The sequence below is a fragment of the Actinokineospora terrae genome (genome assembly GCF_900111175.1).
In the GTDB taxonomy this organism is placed as follows: domain Bacteria; phylum Actinomycetota; class Actinomycetes; order Mycobacteriales; family Pseudonocardiaceae; genus Actinokineospora; species Actinokineospora terrae.
Genome location: NZ_FOGI01000001.1, coordinates 654,773 through 675,275 on the forward strand (window position 1 = coordinate 654,773; position 20,503 = coordinate 675,275).

At 71.3% G+C, this 20,503-nt stretch carries 20 protein-coding genes; 4 read left to right on the forward strand and 16 right to left on the reverse strand.

Annotation, left to right across the window (positions count from 1 at the left end; genetic code table 11):
• Window positions 1-15 precede the first annotated feature (15 nt).
• From BMY07_RS02605 to BMY07_RS02635, 7 genes are all read right to left on the reverse strand, one after another.
• Window positions 16-1,065 (reverse strand): transporter substrate-binding domain-containing protein, encoded by a 1,050-nt coding sequence (locus BMY07_RS02605; RefSeq protein WP_092774748.1) that lies wholly within the window; start codon window positions 1,063-1,065, stop codon window positions 16-18.
• Complete coding sequence (locus BMY07_RS02610) at window positions 1,065-2,366, reverse strand: hypothetical protein (RefSeq protein ID WP_143073313.1); 1,302 nt, start codon at window positions 2,364-2,366, stop codon at window positions 1,065-1,067. Before BMY07_RS02610 ends, BMY07_RS02605 begins: the two co-directional genes overlap by 1 nt.
• 55 nt (window positions 2,367-2,421) lie before the next feature.
• On the reverse strand, window positions 2,422-4,017 hold the full coding sequence (locus BMY07_RS02615; protein WP_092774750.1) for a dipeptide ABC transporter ATP-binding protein: 1,596 nt from the start codon (window positions 4,015-4,017) through the stop codon (window positions 2,422-2,424).
• Window positions 4,014-4,862: an ABC transporter permease gene (locus BMY07_RS02620; RefSeq protein ID WP_245782150.1), complete on the reverse strand. Its 849-nt coding sequence runs from the start codon at window positions 4,860-4,862 to the stop codon at window positions 4,014-4,016. Before BMY07_RS02620 ends, BMY07_RS02615 begins: the two co-directional genes overlap by 4 nt.
• Window positions 4,855-5,817, reverse strand: a complete 963-nt coding sequence (locus tag BMY07_RS02625; RefSeq protein WP_092774751.1) for an ABC transporter permease — start codon at window positions 5,815-5,817, stop codon at window positions 4,855-4,857. Before BMY07_RS02625 ends, BMY07_RS02620 begins: the two co-directional genes overlap by 8 nt.
• Window positions 5,814-7,439, reverse strand: coding sequence for an ABC transporter substrate-binding protein (locus BMY07_RS02630; RefSeq protein ID WP_245782151.1), 1,626 nt, complete (start codon window positions 7,437-7,439; stop codon window positions 5,814-5,816). Before BMY07_RS02630 ends, BMY07_RS02625 begins: the two co-directional genes overlap by 4 nt.
• A 221-nt stretch (window positions 7,440-7,660) precedes the next feature.
• The gene (locus BMY07_RS02635; RefSeq protein WP_092774752.1) at window positions 7,661-8,251 is read right to left on the reverse strand and encodes a TetR/AcrR family transcriptional regulator; all 591 of its coding nucleotides are present in this window, start codon (window positions 8,249-8,251) and stop codon (window positions 7,661-7,663) included.
• 102 nt (window positions 8,252-8,353) lie between these two features.
• Here BMY07_RS02635 and BMY07_RS02640 point away from each other — a divergent pair, with 102 nt between their 5' ends.
• Both BMY07_RS02640 and BMY07_RS02645 read left to right on the forward strand, forming a co-directional pair.
• Window positions 8,354-9,103: an SDR family oxidoreductase gene (locus BMY07_RS02640; RefSeq protein WP_092774753.1), complete on the forward strand. Its 750-nt coding sequence runs from the start codon at window positions 8,354-8,356 to the stop codon at window positions 9,101-9,103.
• A 98-nt stretch (window positions 9,104-9,201) separates the two neighbouring features.
• Window positions 9,202-10,401 carry an esterase-like activity of phytase family protein gene (locus BMY07_RS02645; protein ID WP_092774754.1) on the forward strand — a complete coding sequence of 400 codons (1,200 nt, stop codon included), beginning with the start codon at window positions 9,202-9,204 and terminating at the stop codon, window positions 10,399-10,401.
• A gap of 89 nt (window positions 10,402-10,490) precedes the next feature.
• Here the strand turns inward: BMY07_RS02645 and BMY07_RS02650 are convergent, their stop codons facing one another.
• On the reverse strand, window positions 10,491-11,105 hold the full coding sequence (locus tag BMY07_RS02650; protein ID WP_092774755.1) for a DUF4230 domain-containing protein: 615 nt from the start codon (window positions 11,103-11,105) through the stop codon (window positions 10,491-10,493).
• Window positions 11,106-11,555: 450 nt separating this feature from the next.
• Between BMY07_RS02650 and BMY07_RS34065 the strand changes: the two genes are divergently transcribed.
• Window positions 11,556-12,185: a helix-turn-helix transcriptional regulator gene (locus tag BMY07_RS34065; protein WP_177215394.1), complete on the forward strand. Its 630-nt coding sequence runs from the start codon at window positions 11,556-11,558 to the stop codon at window positions 12,183-12,185.
• Window positions 12,186-12,257: 72 nt separating this feature from the next.
• On the opposite strand, the gene BMY07_RS02660 is transcribed toward BMY07_RS34065, so the two are convergent.
• The 7 genes from BMY07_RS02660 to BMY07_RS02690 form a co-directional block, all read right to left on the reverse strand.
• Entirely contained in the window at window positions 12,258-12,716 is a 459-nt protein-coding gene (locus tag BMY07_RS02660; protein ID WP_092774757.1) for a carboxymuconolactone decarboxylase family protein, read from the reverse strand.
• Between the two features lie 64 nt (window positions 12,717-12,780).
• Window positions 12,781-13,392, reverse strand: coding sequence for a LysE family translocator (locus tag BMY07_RS02665; protein ID WP_092774758.1), 612 nt, complete (start codon window positions 13,390-13,392; stop codon window positions 12,781-12,783).
• Window positions 13,393-13,400: 8 nt separating this feature from the next.
• Window positions 13,401-14,672 carry an ATP-grasp domain-containing protein gene (locus tag BMY07_RS02670; RefSeq protein WP_092774759.1) on the reverse strand — a complete coding sequence of 424 codons (1,272 nt, stop codon included), beginning with the start codon at window positions 14,670-14,672 and terminating at the stop codon, window positions 13,401-13,403.
• Window positions 14,665-15,666, reverse strand: coding sequence for an alpha/beta hydrolase (locus BMY07_RS02675; RefSeq protein WP_092774760.1), 1,002 nt, complete (start codon window positions 15,664-15,666; stop codon window positions 14,665-14,667). Before BMY07_RS02675 ends, BMY07_RS02670 begins: the two co-directional genes overlap by 8 nt.
• A 126-nt stretch (window positions 15,667-15,792) precedes the next feature.
• Window positions 15,793-16,140 carry a Rieske (2Fe-2S) protein gene (locus BMY07_RS02680; protein WP_092774761.1) on the reverse strand — a complete coding sequence of 116 codons (348 nt, stop codon included), beginning with the start codon at window positions 16,138-16,140 and terminating at the stop codon, window positions 15,793-15,795.
• Entirely contained in the window at window positions 16,128-17,546 is a 1,419-nt protein-coding gene (locus BMY07_RS02685) for an iron-containing redox enzyme family protein (protein WP_092774762.1), read from the reverse strand. The genes BMY07_RS02680 and BMY07_RS02685 overlap by 13 nt, the downstream gene beginning before the upstream one ends.
• Window positions 17,547-18,578 (reverse strand): class I SAM-dependent methyltransferase, encoded by a 1,032-nt coding sequence (locus tag BMY07_RS02690; RefSeq protein WP_218150564.1) that lies wholly within the window; start codon window positions 18,576-18,578, stop codon window positions 17,547-17,549. It abuts the gene before it with no gap.
• Window positions 18,579-19,054: 476 nt separating this feature from the next.
• Here BMY07_RS02690 and BMY07_RS02695 point away from each other — a divergent pair, with 476 nt between their 5' ends.
• Entirely contained in the window at window positions 19,055-19,837 is a 783-nt protein-coding gene (locus BMY07_RS02695; protein WP_245782152.1) for a 2OG-Fe(II) oxygenase, read from the forward strand.
• Between the two features lie 3 nt (window positions 19,838-19,840).
• Here the strand turns inward: BMY07_RS02695 and BMY07_RS02700 are convergent, their stop codons facing one another.
• Window positions 19,841-20,350 (reverse strand): methylated-DNA--[protein]-cysteine S-methyltransferase, encoded by a 510-nt coding sequence (locus BMY07_RS02700; RefSeq protein WP_218150565.1) that lies wholly within the window; start codon window positions 20,348-20,350, stop codon window positions 19,841-19,843.
• Between the last annotated feature and the right edge of the window lie 153 nt (window positions 20,351-20,503).

The window sequence follows — 20,503 nt, forward strand, 5'->3', positions numbered from 1 at the left end:
TCACGGCCACCCAGGCTACGGATCCACGTACCTCGACGCCGGGATGGGTTCGCGGTTGGGGACGGAGCCGAACCAGCGGGTGTGCAGGGCGGCGAGGCTGCCGTCGGCGCGCATCCGGTCCAGGACGCCGTTGACGAAGCGGACCAGGTCCGGGTCCTCGTCGCTGATGGCGATGCCCGCCTCGCCCGCGGTGGGGGAGCGGTAGTCGAGCAGGACCGCGGTGGGGTCCTGCTGTCGGAAGCCCTCCAGGATGAGCACGTCGGTGTAGATGGCGTCGACCAGGCCGCGTTGCAGCAGCATCAGGCACTCGCTGGTGTCCGACACCGAGACCGGGATGACCGCGGGCTTGCCCTCGGCGCGCTGCCGGTCGCTGATCTCGATCATCTGGTCGCTGTTGGTGGTCTGGGCGCCGGAGCACACCTCGCGGCCGCCCAGGTCGTCGGGGGAGCGGACGCCCTCGTCGCCGCGGCGGACCATGAGGCCGGTGTTGGCGGTCAGGTAGGGCGCGGAGTAGCGCAGCCCGTAGGTCTGCACCCGCTCGCAGGTGATGCTGACATCGGCGATGACCAGATCGACGATAGGGACCTCTCGCAGCTCAGGTCGCCGTTCGCGAACCGCCCTGTTCTTGGGCGTGTCGAGTGCGAACAAGCGGCTACCGGTGGGCATGGTCACCAGCCGCAGGCGGGGGTCGCTAGTGCTTAGAGGCTCGCCGAACAGCTCTTGCGCTATCCGCCGCACGACGTCCACCTCGAACCCGGTGTGTTCGCCGGTCGTCAGGTCGCGGCGGCTGAACAGCGGCGCGGTCTGGCTCAGACCCACTATCAGCCGCTTGTCCTCGTTGCGGATCCGGTTCAGCGTCGGCATCTGCGCACGCGTCAGCCCTGCCGGGTTGAGGCTGCGCCCAGGGTCGGGGCATGGGGCTACCGGCGGCGAGTGCACGGCAGGGGACACGTAGCCGTTAGGGAGAACGTCCGGCGCCGACCGTGGTTCCTGCGCGACCGGTTCCGGAGCACTGCACCCGGTGACGACCAGCACCGCGGCGAGCGCGGCCAGCACAACGCGCATCAGTAGTACTCCCTGATCCTCGGCCACATGCCCCACCCCAGCGACACCAGGGCCAGCACGACGCACACCGCGAACACCAGGTCCGTGTCGGCCAGCGATCCCTTGGCCGCCGCCGTGCTCGTGGCGGCGTCGGCGGTGTGCCAGGTGATGGCGTCGGTGAGCGCCTCGTCGAACCGCTGGGCGTGCGCGGCCTGGGCGGTGCCGATGACCAGGCCGGACATCTCCGGGTAGGTCAGTGGCGGGTTCTGGTTGCCAAGCAGCGGCGCTACCGCGGTGCGCCACGACACCAGCGCCGTGGCCGCCTTGTCGACGCGCTGCTGGTTGCCGCCACCCGTCCTGGCGGCGGTGATCTCGCGGTCGAGCGCGTCCAGGCCGTCGCGCAGCCTGCCCACGTCACCGACCTTGGGGAACACCAGGATCCGCACCTCGTCCCCGTCCGCGATCCTGGCCAGGTTGCGCGCCTTGGCCAGTGGCGCGATGACACCGTCCAACTCGTCAACGCTGTCCGCGGCATGCCCGGCGGCAAGGTTGACGCTGACGCCTAGCGTGATCAGCGCCGCGAGCACCAACGCGGTCGATAGCAACAGGCCCCGGTTGAGCTGACGACGCGTCCGCCGAGCCAGGTAGATCTGCGCCAACACCAGCAGCACAAGGAGAACGGCACCAACCGCGTATACCTCCCACGGATGCCGCCCGGCCGCGAGCTGCGCGTTCGACAACGCGGTCGCCTGCTCGTGGTGCAGCTCTTGCGCTTCCCCCAAGAGAACCTCGCGGGCGAGCGAAGAGGCCTGACCCAGGTAAGACGTCCCCACCGGCTGGTTGAGCGCGCTGTTGCCCCAGCCCGCCTCGACCAGCCGCGAGTACTCGGGCAGGTGGTCGAGCAACTTGCGGACCCGCCGCGCCGAACTCTCCTCCGGAGCCAGCGAGGCGGTCGCCCGCAACGCGTCCGTGGCGTCGAACAGGTCTTCCCGGTACCGCTTGCGCTCGTCACCGACCCGGTACGCCTCGACCACCACGGCGTTGAGCGAGGTCGCGTCCGCGTCGGCCAACGCCCGGTACACGTCCAGCGCCGCCGCTGTCGACGCACCCCGCCGCGCCACCGCGTCGTCCAGCAGCGCCCCGCGTTCCCGGACCGCCACCTCTCCCAGGACCCCGAGCAGCACGGCGACACCCGCCAGTACCGCGCTCGCGGCCACCAACCGCCGCTCGGTGCGCTCGAACCACCGGAGGGCGCCCGCCCGAGCAGCGGCCCAGCCCCTCCGGTTGCCGACGCCCGCGGCCGATCGCGCCCTGCCGATCACCACTGGTCGTCGCTCGCCGCCCGGTCCGCGTTACGGCGAACCGGAGCGGCGCACGTCAGCGGATCGGGTCCGGTGCCACCGCGCCGGGGATCGCCGCCAGGAGATCCTTGGTGTACTGGGCGTTCGGGGTGGTGAGCACCGTGTCCGCTGGGCCGTGCTCGACCACCGAACCGTCGCGCATCACCGCGATGTGGTCGGCGATCTCGCGCACCACGGCCAGGTCGTGGGTGATGAACAGGTACGTCAGCCCCAACTCCTCCTGCAGGCGCACGAGCAGGCGCAAGATCTGGGCCTGCACCGACACGTCCAGCGCCGACACCGGTTCGTCGCACACCAGGAGGTCCGGGTGCAGCGCGAGCGCCCGGGCGATCGCCGCCCGTTGCCGTTGACCGCCGGACAGTTCCGCCGGCTTGCGCGCCAGCATCGAGGACGGGAGCGCCACCTGGTCGAGCAGTTCCGCCGCCCGGGTGCGCCGCTCGGCGGGCGAACCGACCCCGAACGCGCGCAACGGCTCGGTGATGACTTCCTCGATGGTGAACCGCGGGTTCAGTGAGGCGTAAGGGTTCTGGTAGACGAGTTGGAAGCGGCGGCGGAGCAGTCGGAGTTCCTCGCGGCCGAGGGTGGTGATGTCGTTGCCGTCGAAGGTCACCGTGCCGTCCGTGGGTGTTTCCAGGCCCACCACCATCCGCGCCGTGGTCGTCTTCCCGGAGCCCGATTCCCCCACCAGCGCCAGGGTCCGGCCGCGGGTGAGGGTGAACGACACGTCGTCGACCACCCTGGTGCGCCCGTCGAACGACTTCGAGACCCCATTGACCGCCAGCAGCACGTCCGGTCCCGCGTCGAGCCTGGCCCGCAACGGTTCCCGCGACAGGCTCGGCGCCGCGGCCAGCAGTTCCCTGGTGTAGGCGTGCGCGGGCGCGGTCAGGATCTCCCTGGTCGAGCCCGTCTCCACGACCTCGCCCTGCGACATCACCACGACCCTGGCCGCGCGGTCCGCCGCGATGCCCAGGTCGTGCGTGATCAGCAGCACCGCCGTGCCCGACTCCGCCGCCAACCCCTCCAGGTGGTCCAGGATCTCCCGCTGCACCGTGACGTCCAGCGCGCTGGTCGGCTCGTCGGCGATGATCAGCCGCGGCCTGCCTGCCAGCGCGATCGCGATCAGCACCCGCTGCCGCAGACCGCCGGACAGCTCGTGCGGGTACTGCCGGGCCCGCCGCTCCGGCTCCGTGATGCCCGCCGTGCGCAGCAACCGGACCGCCTCGGCCGCCGCCGCCCGCCGGGGCACCAGCCGGTGCACCAGCAGCACCTCGGCCACCTGCTCGCCGACCCGCCGCACCGGGTCGAGCGACACCGTCGGGTCCTGCGGCACCAACGCGATGTCGGACCCGCGGACCTGCTGCCACTGCTTGTCCGACAGCCCGGTCAGGTCCCGCCCGGCGAAGGTGATCGACCCCGACTCGACCCGCCCGCCGCGCGGCAGCAGCCCGATCGCGGCGTGCGCGGTGGTGCTCTTGCCCGACCCGGACTCGCCGACGACGGCCACGATCTCGCCCGGCGCCACCGCCAGGTCGGCCCCGCGCACGGCGGGCACCACCCCCGAGCGGGTGTGGTAGGACACCACCAGGTCGCGGATCTCCAGCAGCGCGCTCACCCCAGCCTCCGTTCACCGTCGAGCGCCCGGGAGATCCGGTTCGTGGCCAGCACCACGGCCGCGACCGTCAACCCCGGGAACGTCGTCATCCACCACGCGGTGGCCAGGAACCCGCGCCCACCGGCCACCAGCGACCCCCACTCCGGCGTCGGCGGCGTCGCGCCGTAGCCGAGGAAGCTCAGCGCCGACACCTCCAGCACAGCGGTGCCGAAGCTCAGCGTCGCCAGCACCAGCACCGGCCCGAGCGAGTTGGGCAGGATGTGCCTGGCCAGCACCCCGGTCCAGCGCACCCCGGCCGCCCGCGCCGCCTCCACGAACACCCCCGTGCGCACCCGCAGCACCTCGGCGCGCATGAGCCGGGCGAACGTCGCCAGGTTCGCCACCCCGACCGCGATCGCGACGTTGGTGGTGCCGAACCCCAGCGCGGTCACCAGCGCCAGCGACAGCAGGATCGAGGGCACCGACTGCAACACGTCGACCACCCGCATCACCAGCGAGTCGACCCAACCGCCGCGGCTGCCCGCGAGCAGACCGAGCGCCGCGCCCGCGATCAGCGACACCAACACCGACAGGACCGTTGCCCGCAGGGACAGAGCGGCGCCGTGCACGACCCGGGCGAACACGTCGCGCCCGGTCTCGTCGGTGCCGAAGAGGTGCGCCGCCGAGGGCCCCTGCAACCGCTCGGCGGGCACACCGGCTATCGGGTCCTGCGAGGTGAACAACTCCGGCGCCACCGCGCACAGCAGCACGAACACGATCACCGCGCCCGACAGCACCAACCCGGGGCGCCGCAGGTAGAAGCCGAGCTCCTGCCGGACCGCGTTCGGGGGAGCGAGACTAGACACCGGACACCGCCTTCGCCGTGACCCGGCCCGCGAGCCGGGGGTCGAGCACCGGGTAGAGCAGGTCGACGACCAGGTTGAGCACCACGAAGAACAGCGCCGCCAGCACGATCACCGCCTGCACCACCGGGATGTCCTGCGCGCTCACCGCCGAGGCGGTGACCCGCCCGATGCCGTCGCGGGAGAACACCGACTCGGTGATCACCGAGCCCGCCAGCAGGTTCCCGGCGAGCACGCCGACCAGGGTCAGCGCGGGCAGCGCGGCGTTGCGCAGCACGTGTCCGAAGTGGACCCGCGCCCGGCCTGCGCCCTTGGCCAGCACCACTTCCACGTAGGGCTCGTCGAGCTGGGTGCGCAGGCTCTTGGCCAGCACCTGGCCGATGATCGCCCCCGTCGGCAGCGCCAGTGTCACCGCGGGCAGCACCAGCGAGGAGAACCCGTCCGACCCCAGCGCGGGCACCAGCCCGAGGTCGAACGAGAACACCTGGATCAGCATCAGCCCCACCCAGAACGGCGGCAGCGAGTTGCCCAGCGGCGGCAACGACGCCAGGAACTGGCTGAGCAACCGCGACCGCGTGTACGTGCCCAGGATCGCGATCGCGCCGCCGAACACGACCGCGAACAGCAGGCCCAGCCCGGTGATCGACAGCGTCGACGGCAACGCGTTGAGCACCAGCGTGGTCGCGTCCTCGCCGGTCGCGATGGACCGGCCGAAGTCGCCCTGCGCCGCGGCGACCAGCCGCTTGCCGTACTGCACCACGACCGGGTCGTCCAACCCGAGGGCGGCGCGCTCGCGGGCCACGTCGGCCGCGGTCACCGTCGAGCCGCCCTCGCCGCCGCCGAGCTTGGCGAGGACCGCGTCGCCCGGCAGCAGGTAGAGGATCACGAAGGACAGCGTGAACGCCGCCCACAGCACGACCACCGCCTGCGCCAGGCGGCGCGGTACCCCGTTCGTCATCCGGCGAGCCAGGCGTCGAACAGCCGCATCCGCGAGGACGCCTCGAACGCCACGTCGTGCGTCTTCGGTCCGAGACCCCACACCTGGGTCAGCTCGAACACCGGCACCGCGTACGCCTGCTCGACGATCACCCGCTGCGCCTCCTCGACGGCGGGCTTGCGGGTGGCCTCGTCCACAGTGGCCGCCTGCTTGTCCAGCGTGGCGTCGAGCGGGTTGCCCGCGGTGAGCTTGCTGCGGTTGCCCGCCTTGGTGGAGAACAGCTGCCGCAGGATGTCCGCGTCGGCGCGGGTCGTGTTGTACCAGATGAAGTCGTAGTCACCGGCCAGCGTGAGCTGCTGGGTCTCGGCGGTCGTGCGCTGCTCGATCTGCAGGTCGAACCCGATCTTGCGCAGCTGCTGCTGCACCAGCTCCAGCACGCTCTGGTTCTGGTTGAACACCAGCGAGAACACGATCTTCGCACTCAGCCGCGTGCCGTCCTTGACCCGGATGCCGTCCGGACCGGGCGCCCAACCCTGCTCGTCGAGCAGCTTCTTGGCGCCGTCCGGGTCGTAAGCCAACTCCTTGGACAGGTCCAGGTGCAGCGGGGTCGCCGAGCCGAGGATGCTGGACGCGGGCTTGTAGTTCTTCGTCAGCACCGTGTCGGTGACCTCCTGGCGGTTGACGCCCTTGAGGACCGCCTGGCGCACCTTGAGGTCGGTCAGCACGCCGCGGGTGGTGTTGGCGTGCAGGTTGAACACGATGCCCGGGTTGGCCCGCACCGGCTCGGTGAACCCGTTGCCCGCGAACTGCGGCTCGTCGACCGGCTGCACGTCGGTGATCGCGTCGAGCTGGCCGGAGGCGAGGCTGCCGGTGCGCACACCCGGCTCCGGCACGACCCGGAACTCCACCTTGTCCAGGTACGCCTCGCCGGTGTGCTTCCACAGCGGCGAACCCCACGCGTAGCCCTTGCGCTTGGTGATGACGATCTGCTGGTTGGACTTGAAGCTCTCGAACACGAACGGCCCCGACCCGACGAGACCGTCGCCCTGGCAGCGCTGCTCCGGCGACTTCCGGTACGCCGATGGCGCCAGCACGCCGAGCGACATCGTGGAGCTGGCCTGGAGGAACTGCGCGCTCGGGGCGGAGAAGTCGAGGCGAACGGTGCTCGGGTCGACGACCGTGGCGCCCTTGTACGCGGCCAGGTAGCCGTTGCCCAGCTGCGCCTTCGGGCCGATCGCCTTGATGCCGTCGAAGCTGCCCTTCACCGCGGCGGCGTCGACCGGGGTGCCATCGGAGAAGGTGGCGCCCTTGCGCAGGGTGAAGGTGAAGCTGGTGGAGTCGGCGTTGACCTCCCACTTCTCCGCCAACCACGGCGTGATCTTGCCGTTGGCCGGGTCCTGGTCGGTCAGCGAGTCCACCAGCTGGCGGCCCACGTTGAGCGCCGCGTTCGTGCCGACCTGCTGCGGGTCAAGGCAGTCCGGGTTGGACGAGATGCCCAGCCGCAGCGTGCCCCCGGGCTTGGGCGGCCCCGCGTCACCGCCCCCGCCACCACCGGCGGCGTTGGTCGTGCCGCAGGCGGCGGCCAGTCCGAGAACCAGGACGAGTCCGGTGGCGGATAAGAGACGTACGGGGTTCCCGAACACGAGTGTGCCTCCAGCGGGGGAAAGCGGATCAGCACGGCCACGCTAACCGCGATCCCAGGCCCGGTCCCACCCACTGAATGGCACTCCCATATCGCGGGCGGCGATGCGATGACCTTGACCGCGCGCTCGCGGGCGTGCTCACGAAAACCCTTGCCGCGGACCGGATCCGCGGCGTACCAGCTCGTGGTACCGGTGGTTCCACCATGTGATCGGCAGGGCCGCTACCTGCGGGTGACCGATTCCCAGGCCGCCATCGCCGCGTCCACCACGGCCGTGAGCTCGGCGGCGGAGGCGGCGTCGCGCGACCGCACCGACATTCCATAAAGGACTGAAAGGTAGAAGTCGGCGACCGCCTCGGGCGCGGTGGTGATCTCCCCGGCCGCCCGCGCCTCGGTCAGCCTGGCCACCAGGGTCGCCCGGTCGCGCGCCCGCAGGTCGGCCAGCAGCGCGCGCGCCGGGTCGTTGTCGGCGCTGGTGTTGGTCGCCGCGAGCACCACCATGCAGCCCGGCGGGGTGTCGGGGTCGGCGTAGGCGGCCGCCCGCGCGCGCAGCAGCCGCTCGACGGCCTGGCAGCCGGTGGGCTGGGCGCGCGGGTCGAACTGGCTGTCCGGGCCGTCGTAGAGGTCCACCGCCTCCCGGAACAGCCGCTCCTTGCTGCCGAAGGCGGTGTAGAGGCTGCGGGTGCCGATGCCCATGGCCGCGGTGAGGTCGGCGATCGACACGGCCTCGTAGCCGCGCTCCCAGAACAGCCGCATCGCCGTGCGCAGCGCCGCGGCCCGGTCGAACCCGCGCGGCCGCCCCGGTCCCGGCATCGCCGCCTCCTCGCCCGCTCGCGGTTGACAACGCCGATGCTACTGCGGCAGGGTAATTGTGCAACGTTCGATGCACAATTACCGGCACGGGGGAGCACGACGATGGGTGAGCGGGGACAGCTGGCGGGCGCGGTCGCGCTGGTGACCGGCGGCAGCAGGGGGATCGGCGCGGCGATCGCGCGCCACCTGGGCCGCGCGGGCGCCGACGTCGCCATCACGTACAACACCGCCGCCGACCTGGCGAGCGACGTGGTGGCGGAGCTGACCGCGTTGGGGGTGCGCTCGGTCGCGGTGCGGGCGCCCGCGACCGAGCGCGGCGCGGTGGACGCCGCCGTGCGCACAGCGGCTGCCGAGCTGGGCGGACTGGACGTGCTGGTCAACAACGCGGGCATCGCCCGCTACGGCCCGGTCGCCGACACCGGTGACGAGGACGTCGACGACATCATCGATGTCAACATCCGCGCCGTGTTCACCGGCACGCGCGCCGCCCTCGGGGTGATGCGCGACGGCGGCCGGGTCATCACCATCGGCAGCAACCTCGCCGACCGGGTGTCCAGCCCCGGCCTGGCCCTCTACACGATGAGCAAGTCCGCGCTGGTCGGCTTCACCAGGGGCCTCGCCCGCGACCTGGGTCCCCGGCGCATCACCGCGAACCTGGTGCAGCCCGGGTCCACCGACACCGACATGAACCCGGCGGACGGCCCCGGCGCGGCGGCCCAGCTCGGCACCAGCGCGCTCGGGCACTACGGGACCGCCGACGACGTGGCCGCGACCGTGGCCCACCTGGCGGGTCCCGGTGGCGCGCACATCACCGGGACCGTGCTGACGGTGGACGGCGGTCAGAACACCTGACCAGCGGCGTTCCGCGCCGTGAGCGCCACGGCCACGCGGCGTTCACCTGGGGTGCATAGCTTTCTGCCCGGATCGGGGACACGGGAGAAGGAGGGGCTATGCGCAGAACAGTGGCGTACGGGGCCATCGGTGCCACCGTGCTCGCCGCGGGTGTGCTCGCGGGCGTGCCGAGCTCGGCGACGCCGGAGCACGGCCGCGGGTTCGGCCAGGCGGCGCTCACCGCGTTCGCCGCGCTGCCGGCGGAGACCTTCGTCTCGGCCAGCGACCCGTCGGGCGCGGCGCTGGGCACCAACCCGGTCAACGGGATCGTGCCGCCGTTCGCCGACCAGCCGGTGCAGGGCTTCAGCGGCATCGTGCGCAACGGCGACGGCACCTTCGAGGTGTTGTCCGACAACGGCTACGGCTCCAAGGCCAACAGCGGCGACTTCGTGCTGCGGATCCACCGGATCGCCCCCGACTTCCGCCAGGGCGCGGTGGACGTGCTCGGCGGGGTCAACCTGACCGACCCGAACCGGAAGGTGCCGTTCCCGCTGACCCGGCCCGACCGCGTGCTCACCGGCTCCGACTTCGACGTCGAGTCGATCGTGCGCGCCGCGGACGGGACCTACTGGATCGGCGACGAGTTCGGCCCGTACCTGCTGCACTTCGACCGCGCGGGCAGGCTGCTGACCGCGCCGGTGCCGCTGCCTGGCGTGTTCGCCCCGGAGAACCCCGCCGGGACGCCCAACCTGGGCGGCAGCAAGGGCTACGAGGGCTTGGCGATCTCCCCGGACCGGCGCACCCTCTACGGGCTGCTCGAGGGCACTGTCGCCGGTGACGCCGCGGGCACGTTGCGGCTCAACGAGTTCGACCTCGCCTCCGGCGCCTACACCGGCAAGCGGTGGGTCTACCAGCTCGACCAGCCCAACCACGCCATCGGCGACCTCACCGCGGTCGACCGCGACCGGTTCCTGGTCATCGAGCGCGACGGCGGCCAGGGCGTGGACGCCAAGGTCAAGAAGATCTACCTGCTGGACAAGCGCGACCGCGACCACGACGGCAAGCTCGACAAGGTCCTGGTCGCCGACCTGCTGAACCTGGCCAACCCCCGGCACGTGGGCGGCTTCGCCGACCCGTTCACCTTCCCGTTCCAGACCATCGAGGACGTCGTCATCCTCGACGACCGCACGCTGGCCGTGCTCAACGACAACAACTTCCCGTTCTCGTCCGGGCGCACCCCCGGCAAGCCGGACAACAACGAGTTCATCACCGTGCGGCTCACCGACCGGCTCAACGCCGACCCGCGCGTCCTGCGCTGACCCTCCCGCGCTGGTCCGACCTGCACTGGTCCGACCGCACGAAGCGCACGGCCCCCGGCCAGGTACTACCGGGGGCCGTGCGCTTCGGCCTAGGGCTGCGGGGCCTGGACGACCCGGTAGCCCAAAGCGGTGAACATGCCGGTCAGCATGGCGAGGGTGTTCTTCTCCGCGCGCTGCGTCAGGCCTGACTTCTGCGCGGCCTCGCTGATGCGCTGCTCCGCGGCGACGTAGAACTCCCGTTGGTCCTGAGGAGCGCTCACCAGCGCGCTGAGCTGGTCGAACAGGCCGCGGTCCTGGCGGTAGAGGTAGCTGCGTTCGTTGTCCAGGTTCGGCTTGCTGAGCTGTGCCTTCGGTAGCCGTACCTGCACCGTCTTGGCCTGCTGGTCGACGGTGAGAGCGTTGTCGGCCAGACCGCGGAAGTCGACGAACGCGTCGACGCTGCCCGCCGCGACAAACAGCGTGCGTTCGCCCGCGATCTCGGCCGGGACGTACTTGACGTCCTTCTCGATGTCGACCACGACCTGGTAGTCACCGGCGGCCGCGTGGTACTCGCTGAGGTCGCGCACGGCCTGCAGCACGGCGGGTTGGCTGCGGTCCACGGTGTCGGTGCCCGGCGTGAACCAGCCCGCCGCCCCGATGCCCACCGCGCCCGCTGCCACGACCAGCACGATCACGGCAACGATGCCGATCCACTTCTTGCGCACCTGCCATCACCCCACTCGGTATCACCCACCAAGTGCCACCTGGGGCCGCCGCTGAACCAGCAGCGACGATATTACTCCGATCGGGTGATTCGGTGGTGGCGGTATTTCCCTGGCGCCACTCGACACCGGCAGATACCGGGAAATCCGAGGCGTGCGGGTGTGTGCGGGCAGTGATCGGTTACGGCGGGCAACGCCCGTTTGGGGGTTTTACGGCGATGTTCGCCACGCGGGCGACGAAGTCCGGTCCTCGGGCCTATCGGTCGCGTTTGCCCAGTTCAGGGGGTTGTGAATTGGTGGGAATGGGTGAGTTCCGCGGTCTTTGCGGTAATTGCGGGATCTCGTTGACCCCGGTGTGCGACCGTGCCACCATGGGTTTCGGGGGGTGTCCGCACGGTCGCGCGCACATCCGTTTCACCGCGGTTCCGGCACGGGTCTTCAACTGGGGGATTGATGACTAGTGGGATGTTGTCGCGCCGACTCGGCGGGTTACCGGCCGCGGGCGAGCGGGCCGAGGACGTGGTCCGGGCCGCCCGCCACCACGTCGCCGTCGTCTGGCGCGACGGGGTGCTCCCGCTGACCCCGCGGGCCACCGTCGCGCTGCTGGCCGAGGTCGCCTGCCGCGGCGTGGTGGTCCAGGTGCTGTGCGCCAGGGACAACACCTACGCCGCCGCCGAACTGGCCGACGCGGCGCGGCGCGGCATCGAGGTCCAGTACGTGCCGAGGGGGACACCGGACGCGATCATCGTCGACCACCGGGTCGCGGTGTTCCCGCCCGGCCTGACCGACGACACCCCCGCCGCGGTGCTGCGCCACAGCGGCGTCGTCTCCGCGGCCCGCGAACTGTTCACCGCGGGCTGGCAGGCCGCGCTCGCCGCGAGCCGGGTCCCGCTGGCCTGCGTCCAACTCCACCGCGACATCCTGACCCTGCTCGGCCGGGGCCACACCGACGACACCGCCGCCCGCAAACTGGGCGTCTCGGTCCGCACCTACCGCAGGCACGTGGCCACCATCATGCGCACCCTCGGCGCCGACTCCCGCTTCCAGGCCGGTGTCCTCGCCCGCGAACGCGGCCTCGTGTAGGCACGCCCCAAGGCTGGGTCCGATGTGGACACCGTGGACCCCCGGGTGTGCGCAGTGTCCACATCGGAACGGTCAGCCGCGGGGCTGGTAGTGGCCCGCGTGCTTGCGCTGGGTGATCCCGAGCCGGTTCCAGGCGTTGATCAGGGTCGCCGCCATCACGACCTTGGCCAGCGTCGCCTCGTCGAACACCCTGGCCGCCTCGGCGTAGACGTCGTCGGGCACGTGGCTGCCGATGACATCGGTGATCGCCTCGGTCAGGGCGAGGGCGGCCCGTTCCTGCTCGGTGTAGAACCCGGTCTCCCGCCACGCGCCCAGCAGCAGCAACCGCTGGGTCGTCTCCCCGGCGGCCAGCGCGTCGAGCGAGTGCATGTCCAGGCAGAACGCGCACCCGTTGACCTGCGACCCGCGGGTGAAGACCAGCTGGATGATCGTCGGATCCAGCCCGGACTCCACGACGGCCATGTGCAGCCCCAGCAGCGCGCGATACCCCTCCGGCCACGCCTGCGCCAGGTCGACCCGTCCCTCGCTCATGGCCGGAACCTACCGGACCCCGACACCCAAAACCTGTCCGCCACCCGGGTGGCGATGACCCCGATCAGGTGGTGAGCAAGGTGCGCACGGCGAACACCGTGAACACCACCGCCACCACGCCGTCCGTCACCCGGAGCGCGAGCGGCGTGTGCAGCAGTGCCGACAGCCTGCGCACCAACGTGATCCACACCAGCAGCCACAGCATGACCAACCCCAGGTACACCACGGCAAGTGGCGTCAACCCGGCGATCGGGTCGGACCCGGCGGGGATGAACTGCGGCAGGAAGGCCATCAGGAACAACCCCACCTTCGGGTTCGTCCCCGTGCACAAGAACCCCTGCAAGTAAGCACGTCCGGCCGGAGGCGCCGCGACCACCCCGCCCGGAGCCACCGGCGACAGTGCCGACCGCAGTGCCAGAGCCGCCATCACCAGCAGGACCACCGCCCCTGCCACGCAGAAACCCCGGTACAGCCCGGGTCGGGTGGCCAGCAGGGCGGCGAGGCCCAGCGAGCCCACCACCAGGTGGGCCGCCCCCGCGGTGACCATGCCGAGTGCGGCGGCCACCGCGGGGTGGGGGCGGCGGTGGGTGAGCAGGAGCCGGGTCAGCAGGGCCAGGTCGGGGCCGGGGGTCATGATCACCAGCAGCGAGCCGACCACGAACGTCGTGCTGACCACGGCCCCGCTCAGCCGATCGGGGCGGGGTGCTCGGCGGTGATCACCAGCGAGCGCTCCAGGTCGCGGACCACCCGGTAGTCGGCGTCGACCTGGTCGGCGTCCGGGTGCGAGAGGATCGCGAAGCCGAACTCCAGGCTGTCCACCAGGTTCCTGGTCGCCTGCACCGGACCGCCCTCGGTCAGGTTCTGGATGGAGAAGTGGTGGCTCGCGAGGTCCCGCACCTTCGCCAGCGCCGACACCCCGTGCACCACGCCGGACGCGGGCGCGATGTGGAACACGCAGGTCTGGTGCCGCACCAGGTGGTAGTCCGCCGACACCGGCTCACCGGCCAGGCTGCGGACCGTGCGGTCGATCTGGCTGTCGCCGGTGGCCACCCGGTTGAACCTGGGCTGCCCACCGCCGTGCGGGCGCGCGCCGAGCTCGATCAGCAGCGGGCCGTCCGCGGTGTGCATGATCTCCACGTGCGCCGCGCCGTAGCGGACGCCGACCGCGTCGAGGACCTCCCTGGCGTACGCCAGCAGCACCGGGATCGCCGGGTCGGTCTCCGGCAGCCAGCGCATCGTGTCGTACACCGCCATGTACGGCCCGTTGTCCACCTTGTGGTAGCGGCACACGTCGACCAGCGCGTGCACCCCGTCCTGGCTGAAGGTGTCGATGACGTACTCGGTGCCGGTGACGTACCGCTGCACCAGCAACCGGTCGTCCACCTCGCCGAACTGGTTGACCCGCCCCAGGTTCGCGGCGAACACCTCGGCCCAGCCGACCCCGCCGGTCACCTTCACCACGCCGTCGGTCGACGCGCTCTTCGGCGGCTTGATCACCAGGTCCGCGCCGACCAGCCCGGAGCGGACCAGCCACTCGCGCACCTCGTCGACGTCGGCGGTGCAGATCTGCGGGATCGTCGGCAGCCCGGCGGCGGCGACCGCGGCGGCCATCGCCCACTTGTCCCGCCGCGCGTCGGCCAGCCCGGGCACGTTCGACCGCGCGGGCGTCACCAGCGGCGCCAGCCGTTCGGCCAGCTCCACCCCGGACTCGCACCCGGCCAGCACGCACCGCGGGTCCAGCGCCCGCAGCCGGTCCACCACCTCGGTGAGGTCACCGCGGTAGACGATCGGGTCGGTGTAGTCGGCCGGTTGGTACGAGGACGCGTAGGCCTCCGGCGGCTGCTCCGAGCTGAGCACCGCGACGACGTCGATGCCGCGCTCGGCCAGCGCGGCGGCGAACAGCGCGCCAGAGGAGTAAGGGTCGACGATGACCGCCGGTCCACTCGGCTCAGACACCGGCGGCCTCCGCGTCGGCGACGGTGCTGTCTGTGATGGTGCTGTCTGTGATGGTGATGTCCTCGCCCTCGGCCAGGGTCACCACGGCGGCGCAGAACCGGCGGACCATGTCAGCGGCGGGCTCGCTGACCCCCCTGGCGCGGACAGGCGCGTGCACCATGCCCGGCTCCAGGACGTACCGGACCGGTGTGCCGTTGTGCTCCAGCAGTTCCACGTACTTCTCGGCGTCGACCCGCAGCGAGTCCTTCTCGCAGCCGACCACGTAGGCGGGCGGCAGGGCGTGGAACTTCCCGCCCAGCAACGGCGAGACGTACTGGTCGGCGGCCTGGTCCACCTCGGGGCAGTAGCAGGCCACGAAGTACTCCATCTCCCCGCCGGACAGCAGCGGCGCGTCCTCGCCGCCGTGCCGCCAGCGGGTGAAGTCCAGCACCGGGCTGATCAGGGCCTGCCCGCGCAGCGCGGGGCCGCCCCGGTCGCGGGCCAGCATGGACAGCACCACGGCCATGTTCGCCCCGGAGCTCTCGCCCGCCACCACCGCGGCCGAGGTGTCGATGGACAGCCCGAACGCCGCCGGGTCGGCCAGCACGGCGCTGACCCCGGCGTAGCAGTCCTCCACCGGGCCGGGCGCGGGGTTCTCCGGCGCCATGCCGAAGTCGATCGCGATGGTCACCAGCCCGGTCCGGTCGGCGATCTCGGCGACCAGGCTGTGGTGGCTGAGCAGCGAGCCGATGACGAACCCGCCGCCGCGCACGTAGAACACGACGCCCGGACCGGAGGTCGTCGCGGGCTCGTAGATGCGCAACCGGACACTGCGGCCGTCGTGCTCGGCGGTGACATCGCGCCAGGTCACGGAGTCGGGGACCGGGATCGGCAGCGCCTCGGTCAGCGAGTCGTAGAGCTCGCGCTGCCGCTCGACCGGGTAGGTGTAGTAGTCGGGGGGCAGCGCGGCGTTCACCGTGTCCACGAACTCCTTGATGCCCACTGCGTACGACATGTCCGCGCCTCTCGTGCTGTGCCTGGGGTGGAACGGGTGGAACGGGTACTGCCTGGTGGGCCGGGTCGGTCCGGTGCTCCCACGGTGGAGAACACCGGACCGCCCCGCGGTGTTGCAGTCAGCCGGTCAGCCCGCGCGGCGCGCGCCGCACAGCTCGGGCGAGAGCGGGCGGTGGCTGGTCGCCACCTCGGTGTCGGCGGCCACCGCGAACACGGCGGTCACCCGGTTGCCGCTGCGCACGGCCGGGATCCCCTTGCGCAACAGCCTGGTCATCGACGTCGGCTGGTCGTGCCACGGGCACAGCAGCCGGTTGCCGCTCGCGTCGAGGGTGGCCAGGTGCAGCGGGCCACCCCGGTGCGAACACCGCGCGGCCGTGATGAAAGCGCCCCGGTCGGTGCGCGCGTACACGTAGGGCACGCCGCCGACCTCGGCGCAGTTGCCCACCCCGGAGGCGGCGAAGGTCAGGACAAGCATGCGCGGTAGTCACCCACCGAGTGGATCTCGTAGACGCACTCCTCGGACTCGATGATCGCGCCGTGCAGCCGGTTGCGCCAGATCACCGTGCCCTGGCCCGCCTCCAGGATCTGGTGCGAGTCGTAGCCGCTGACGAACTTCATCGTGCCGGAGACGATGTGGCACAGCTCGTCGCCGTCGTGCTGGTGGGTGTTGGACAGCTCGCCGTGCGGCTCCACGATGTGCGCGACCGGCGCGGTCACCTCGCCCGCCTCGACCTTGCCCCACACCGGCTCGTGCAGCTCCTTGTTGCGCGGGCCCGCGTCCATCCAGGCCACCTGCGCGGCGAAGTCCTCGTCGGCGATCCGGTTGACCACCTGGAACTCCTCGAAGCCGCGCACGATCTCCGGGATCACCGACTCGCCGCAGTAGTCCACGATGGGCAGGATCAGCTTCTCCAGCGCCATCCGGCCGTGGTGGGTGTCGATGTGCACGTGCTCGGTGAAGTACCGGACGTCGGCCTCGCCGTCGAACACCTCGGTCAGCAGGTCGGCGGCCCGCTTGCACCACGGCACCAGCGTCGTCTCGGTGTAGTACAGCGCGCCGAGGTAGCGGAAGAAGTGCTCGTGGTTCTTGCCGAGGTAGTGGAAGTAGTTGCTCAGCATCAGGCTGCTGGTCAGGTAGTACTGCCAGTAGCGGTGCACGTCCGTGCCGAGGCCGACCGAGGTCAGGGTGTCCTCGAACAGGGTGCTGTGCTTGGTCTCGTGCACGCCGTAGCCGTACTCGTCGATGATCACCTTGAACCACTCCGACTGCACCGGGCCGTAGTAGCCCAGCACGTTGCGGATCATCGGCGAGGCCTCGGACAGGAAGTCCGGCGCGAACTGGATCAGCCAGTTGCGGGCGGCCCGCCTGGGGTCGCTGGACTCGCGGATCGCCTTCTCGCTCGCCGACGCGGTCTGCGGCTCGTCGGCCAGCTTGCCCAGGTACGCGGCCAGGCTCTCCTTCGTCCACGCGCCGCTGACCTCGACCTCGTCGTCGAGGAAGCCGAACACGTGCCGCTCCAACGACGGCCGGATCATCTCGCCGCGGGCCCGGTTGGTGGCGCTGTAGTACTTGCGGAAGTCCGCGTAGGACTCCTCGGTGAACCCCTTCTTGGGCAGGAACACCAGGTCCGTCTCGTAGATCGCGGCCAACAGCCGGTTCGCCGCCAGCGCCGAGTACTCCAGGACCTGCTCGACGCCCAGCGGCTTGCCGAAGTCCAGGTGCTTGATGATCTGCGGCCGCAACTGCCTGCGGTACGGGTTGTCGGAATTCTCCCATTCCTCGTTGTCGAGGTAGATGGAGTTGCTCGCGTAGTCCAGGGTCAACTCGGTCAGCTGCTCGGCGGATAACTCGAAAGGGGTGTGGTTCGGGACGAAGTTCACTTATATTCCTTCCACCGCGCTCGCGAAGTCGAGTCGTCGGGCGGAAAGTCGGCCGCCCGTCCAGGAGAAAGCGATCCGGACCCGCTCGCCCGCGGCGTGCGGGCGGGGCTCGGCGAAGGGCACGAAGGCCTGCATCCAGTGCGAGGCGAGGTTGTCCGGGGCGTTGCGCAGCGCGATGCCGCCGCCGAGGCGCAGGTCGAACCACACCGCGAGGCCGTGCGCGGTGCCCGCCTCGGTGACCTCGATGCCCACCTCGACCGACTCGTCGAGCAGCGAGTCCGCGGCGAAGTCGAACCGGGCGATCTCGGTCTCGGCGGAGATCAGCCGGTGCGGCCAGGTGGGCAGCCGGACCGGGAAGTGGCCCCGGGTGGACAGCGCGTTGAGCAGCCGCACGTCGAGCCCCGCGGCCGACTGCACGCGGTTGAGGCCGTCGACGGCCTGGCTGTCGAGCAGCGCGCCGTAGAGCACGGCGGAGTCCGGGAGCAGCACCCCGCCCGGCTCCAGGAGGTGCTCGCGCGCGTGCCGCACGGTCGGCAGCACGCCCTCGCCGACCAGGCCGCAGTCGACGATCTCGGACACGATCACGTCCGCCCGCCTGGGCAGGTCCACCCCGACGACCAGGTCGGTGGACAGCTTGGGCACCACGGTGATCACCTCGGCCAGGCCGTGCGCGGCGATGATCTGCTCGGCGACCGCGGCCAGCACCGGGTTCTGCTCGCAGGTGGTGACCGAGCCCGCGCCCGCCTTGACCGCCATCATCGCCAGCAGCCCGGTGCCGGAGCCGATGTCGAGCACGTGCGCGCCGGGCGGCACGACCCGCTCCAGCGCGACGGCGAACGCGTCGTTGCGCTCCAGGTCGTTGAGCATCGCGAAGTGCCAGCGCGGCACCGACCGGATCGCCGCGCCGAGCAGCGCCTCGGTGACCTCGGCGCTCGCGGGGGTCCCCGGCAGCAGGGTGCGCGCCGTGGTCACCGACTCGGTGGCCTGGTCGAGCGCCACCCGGACCGCCGCGGCCGCCAGCACCCGGCTCACGTCCTGTTCGGACGCCGGACGGTCCTGAACGGCGATTGTGGGGGTTTTCCTGGGGGTTGTGCCGACACCTTCTTCTGGTAATCGGCTGACTGGAGGCGAATTCATCAGACATCCCCGCCATTAATTGATTGACTACCCGAGATCCAGAGCAGGTCGGGGGTAGTGAAACAGGTTTGCCAGGGGGCGTCAACGACGTCCGGGACGAGCAATTGTATTGAATTCACCGATAGGGGTCCGGGGTATTGCGCCGTTCGAGTGGCGGGGGTGTCGCCCACACGGCGGTGCCGGTCGCGCGGCCGGGTCGCCCGGATCGACCATCCGGCGCACCTGCCTGCGACCGGGGGCCGCCCCGGCACGGGCGGGCCCGCGCCGCGTAGGTGGATCGGGTGAATGTGGCCCGGTGTGCTGCTGGCTGGGGTGGCCCTGGTGTGGGTAGGCTGCGTGTCGCACCCCCATTCGAGCGAGGCGCCTTCCCCATGAGCAGTTCGCGTTACGGCCAACTGGCGATGCCCGGCCTGTCCGAGGAACCCGACCGCACCCCCGTCCCGGTGGGCGCGGAGGTGGTCGGCGCGGCGGAGTTGGACTGGGCCGCGGTCGGGTCCGAGCTCGACCGCAACGGGTTCGCGTTGACGCCACCGCTGCTGACGCCGCGGGAGTGCGCCGAGGTGCGAGCGATGTTCGACGAGCCGAAGCGCTTCCGCAGCACCGTTGTCATGGCGCGGCACCAGTTCGGCGAGGGCGTGTACCGGTACTTCGACCACCCGCTGGCCGACCCGGTCACCCGGCTGCGCGGCGAGTTCTACCCGCCGCTGGCCGACATCGCCAACACCTGGGCGCGCAGGCTCGGCACCGAGGAGTTCCCGCCGGATCTCGTTGGCCTGCACGAGATGTGTGCGCGGGCCGGACAGCACCGTCCGACGCCACTGCTGCTGCGGTACGAGGCGGGCGGCTACAACTGCCTGCACCAGGACCTCTACGGCGACGTCGTGTTCCCCTTGCAGCTGGCCGTCATGCTGAGCCAGCCGGACGAGGACTTCACCGGCGGCGAGAACGTGTTCGTCGAGCAGCGGCCGCGCGCGCAGTCACGGCCGCTGGTGGCCAGGCCGCGCATCGGCCAGGGCATGATCTTCACCGTGCGGGACCGCCCGGTGCCCTCGGCGACCAGGGGCTGGCGGCGGGTCGTGCTCAGGCACGGGGTCAGTGAGATCCACAGTGGACTTCGCTACACCCTGGGCATCATCTTCCACGACGCCACCTGACGCTCAGAACAACCGCAGGTCGTCACTGTCCGGTGTGGACTCCAGGTCGAGCAGGCCGCGCTTGACCTGGAGCCCGCCCGCGTAGCCGGTCAGCGCGCCGGAGGAGCCGACCACCCGGTGGCAGGGGACGAACACCAGCACCGGGTTGCCCGCCAAGGCCTTGCCGACCGCGCGCGACGCGGCGACGGGGAGGTCGAGTTCGCGCGCCAGCCAGCCGTAGCTGACGGTCTTGCCGTAGGGGACGCGTTCGGTGAGCGCGGCCAGCACGCGGTTGTCGAACTCGGAGACGCCCAGGCGCACGGGGGTGGCGAACTCGCGGGTCTCGCCCGCGAGATAGGCCTCGACCTCGGCGACCGCCCGCTCGGCCAGGTCCCGCTCGTCGTCCCGGGTGCCGCCGAAGCGCTGCGCCAACTGGTCGGCGGGCATGAACTGGCAGCCGACGACGGCCCCGTCCCTGGCCGCGACGGACAGCTCGCCGAACTCGGTCACGGTCGACCGGACGGTCACACTCATCGGGATCACCACCGGGTTGGTCGGGTCGGGCATATCAAGATCGAACTTAGCCGCCCCCGAAACACAGCCCAGGCGGCGGGGGTCGCGGCCTGGGGCGGTGCGGGCAGAGCCTGTGGATGGGCGCGGGGTTGGGGACGGGCGAGTTGACCGCAG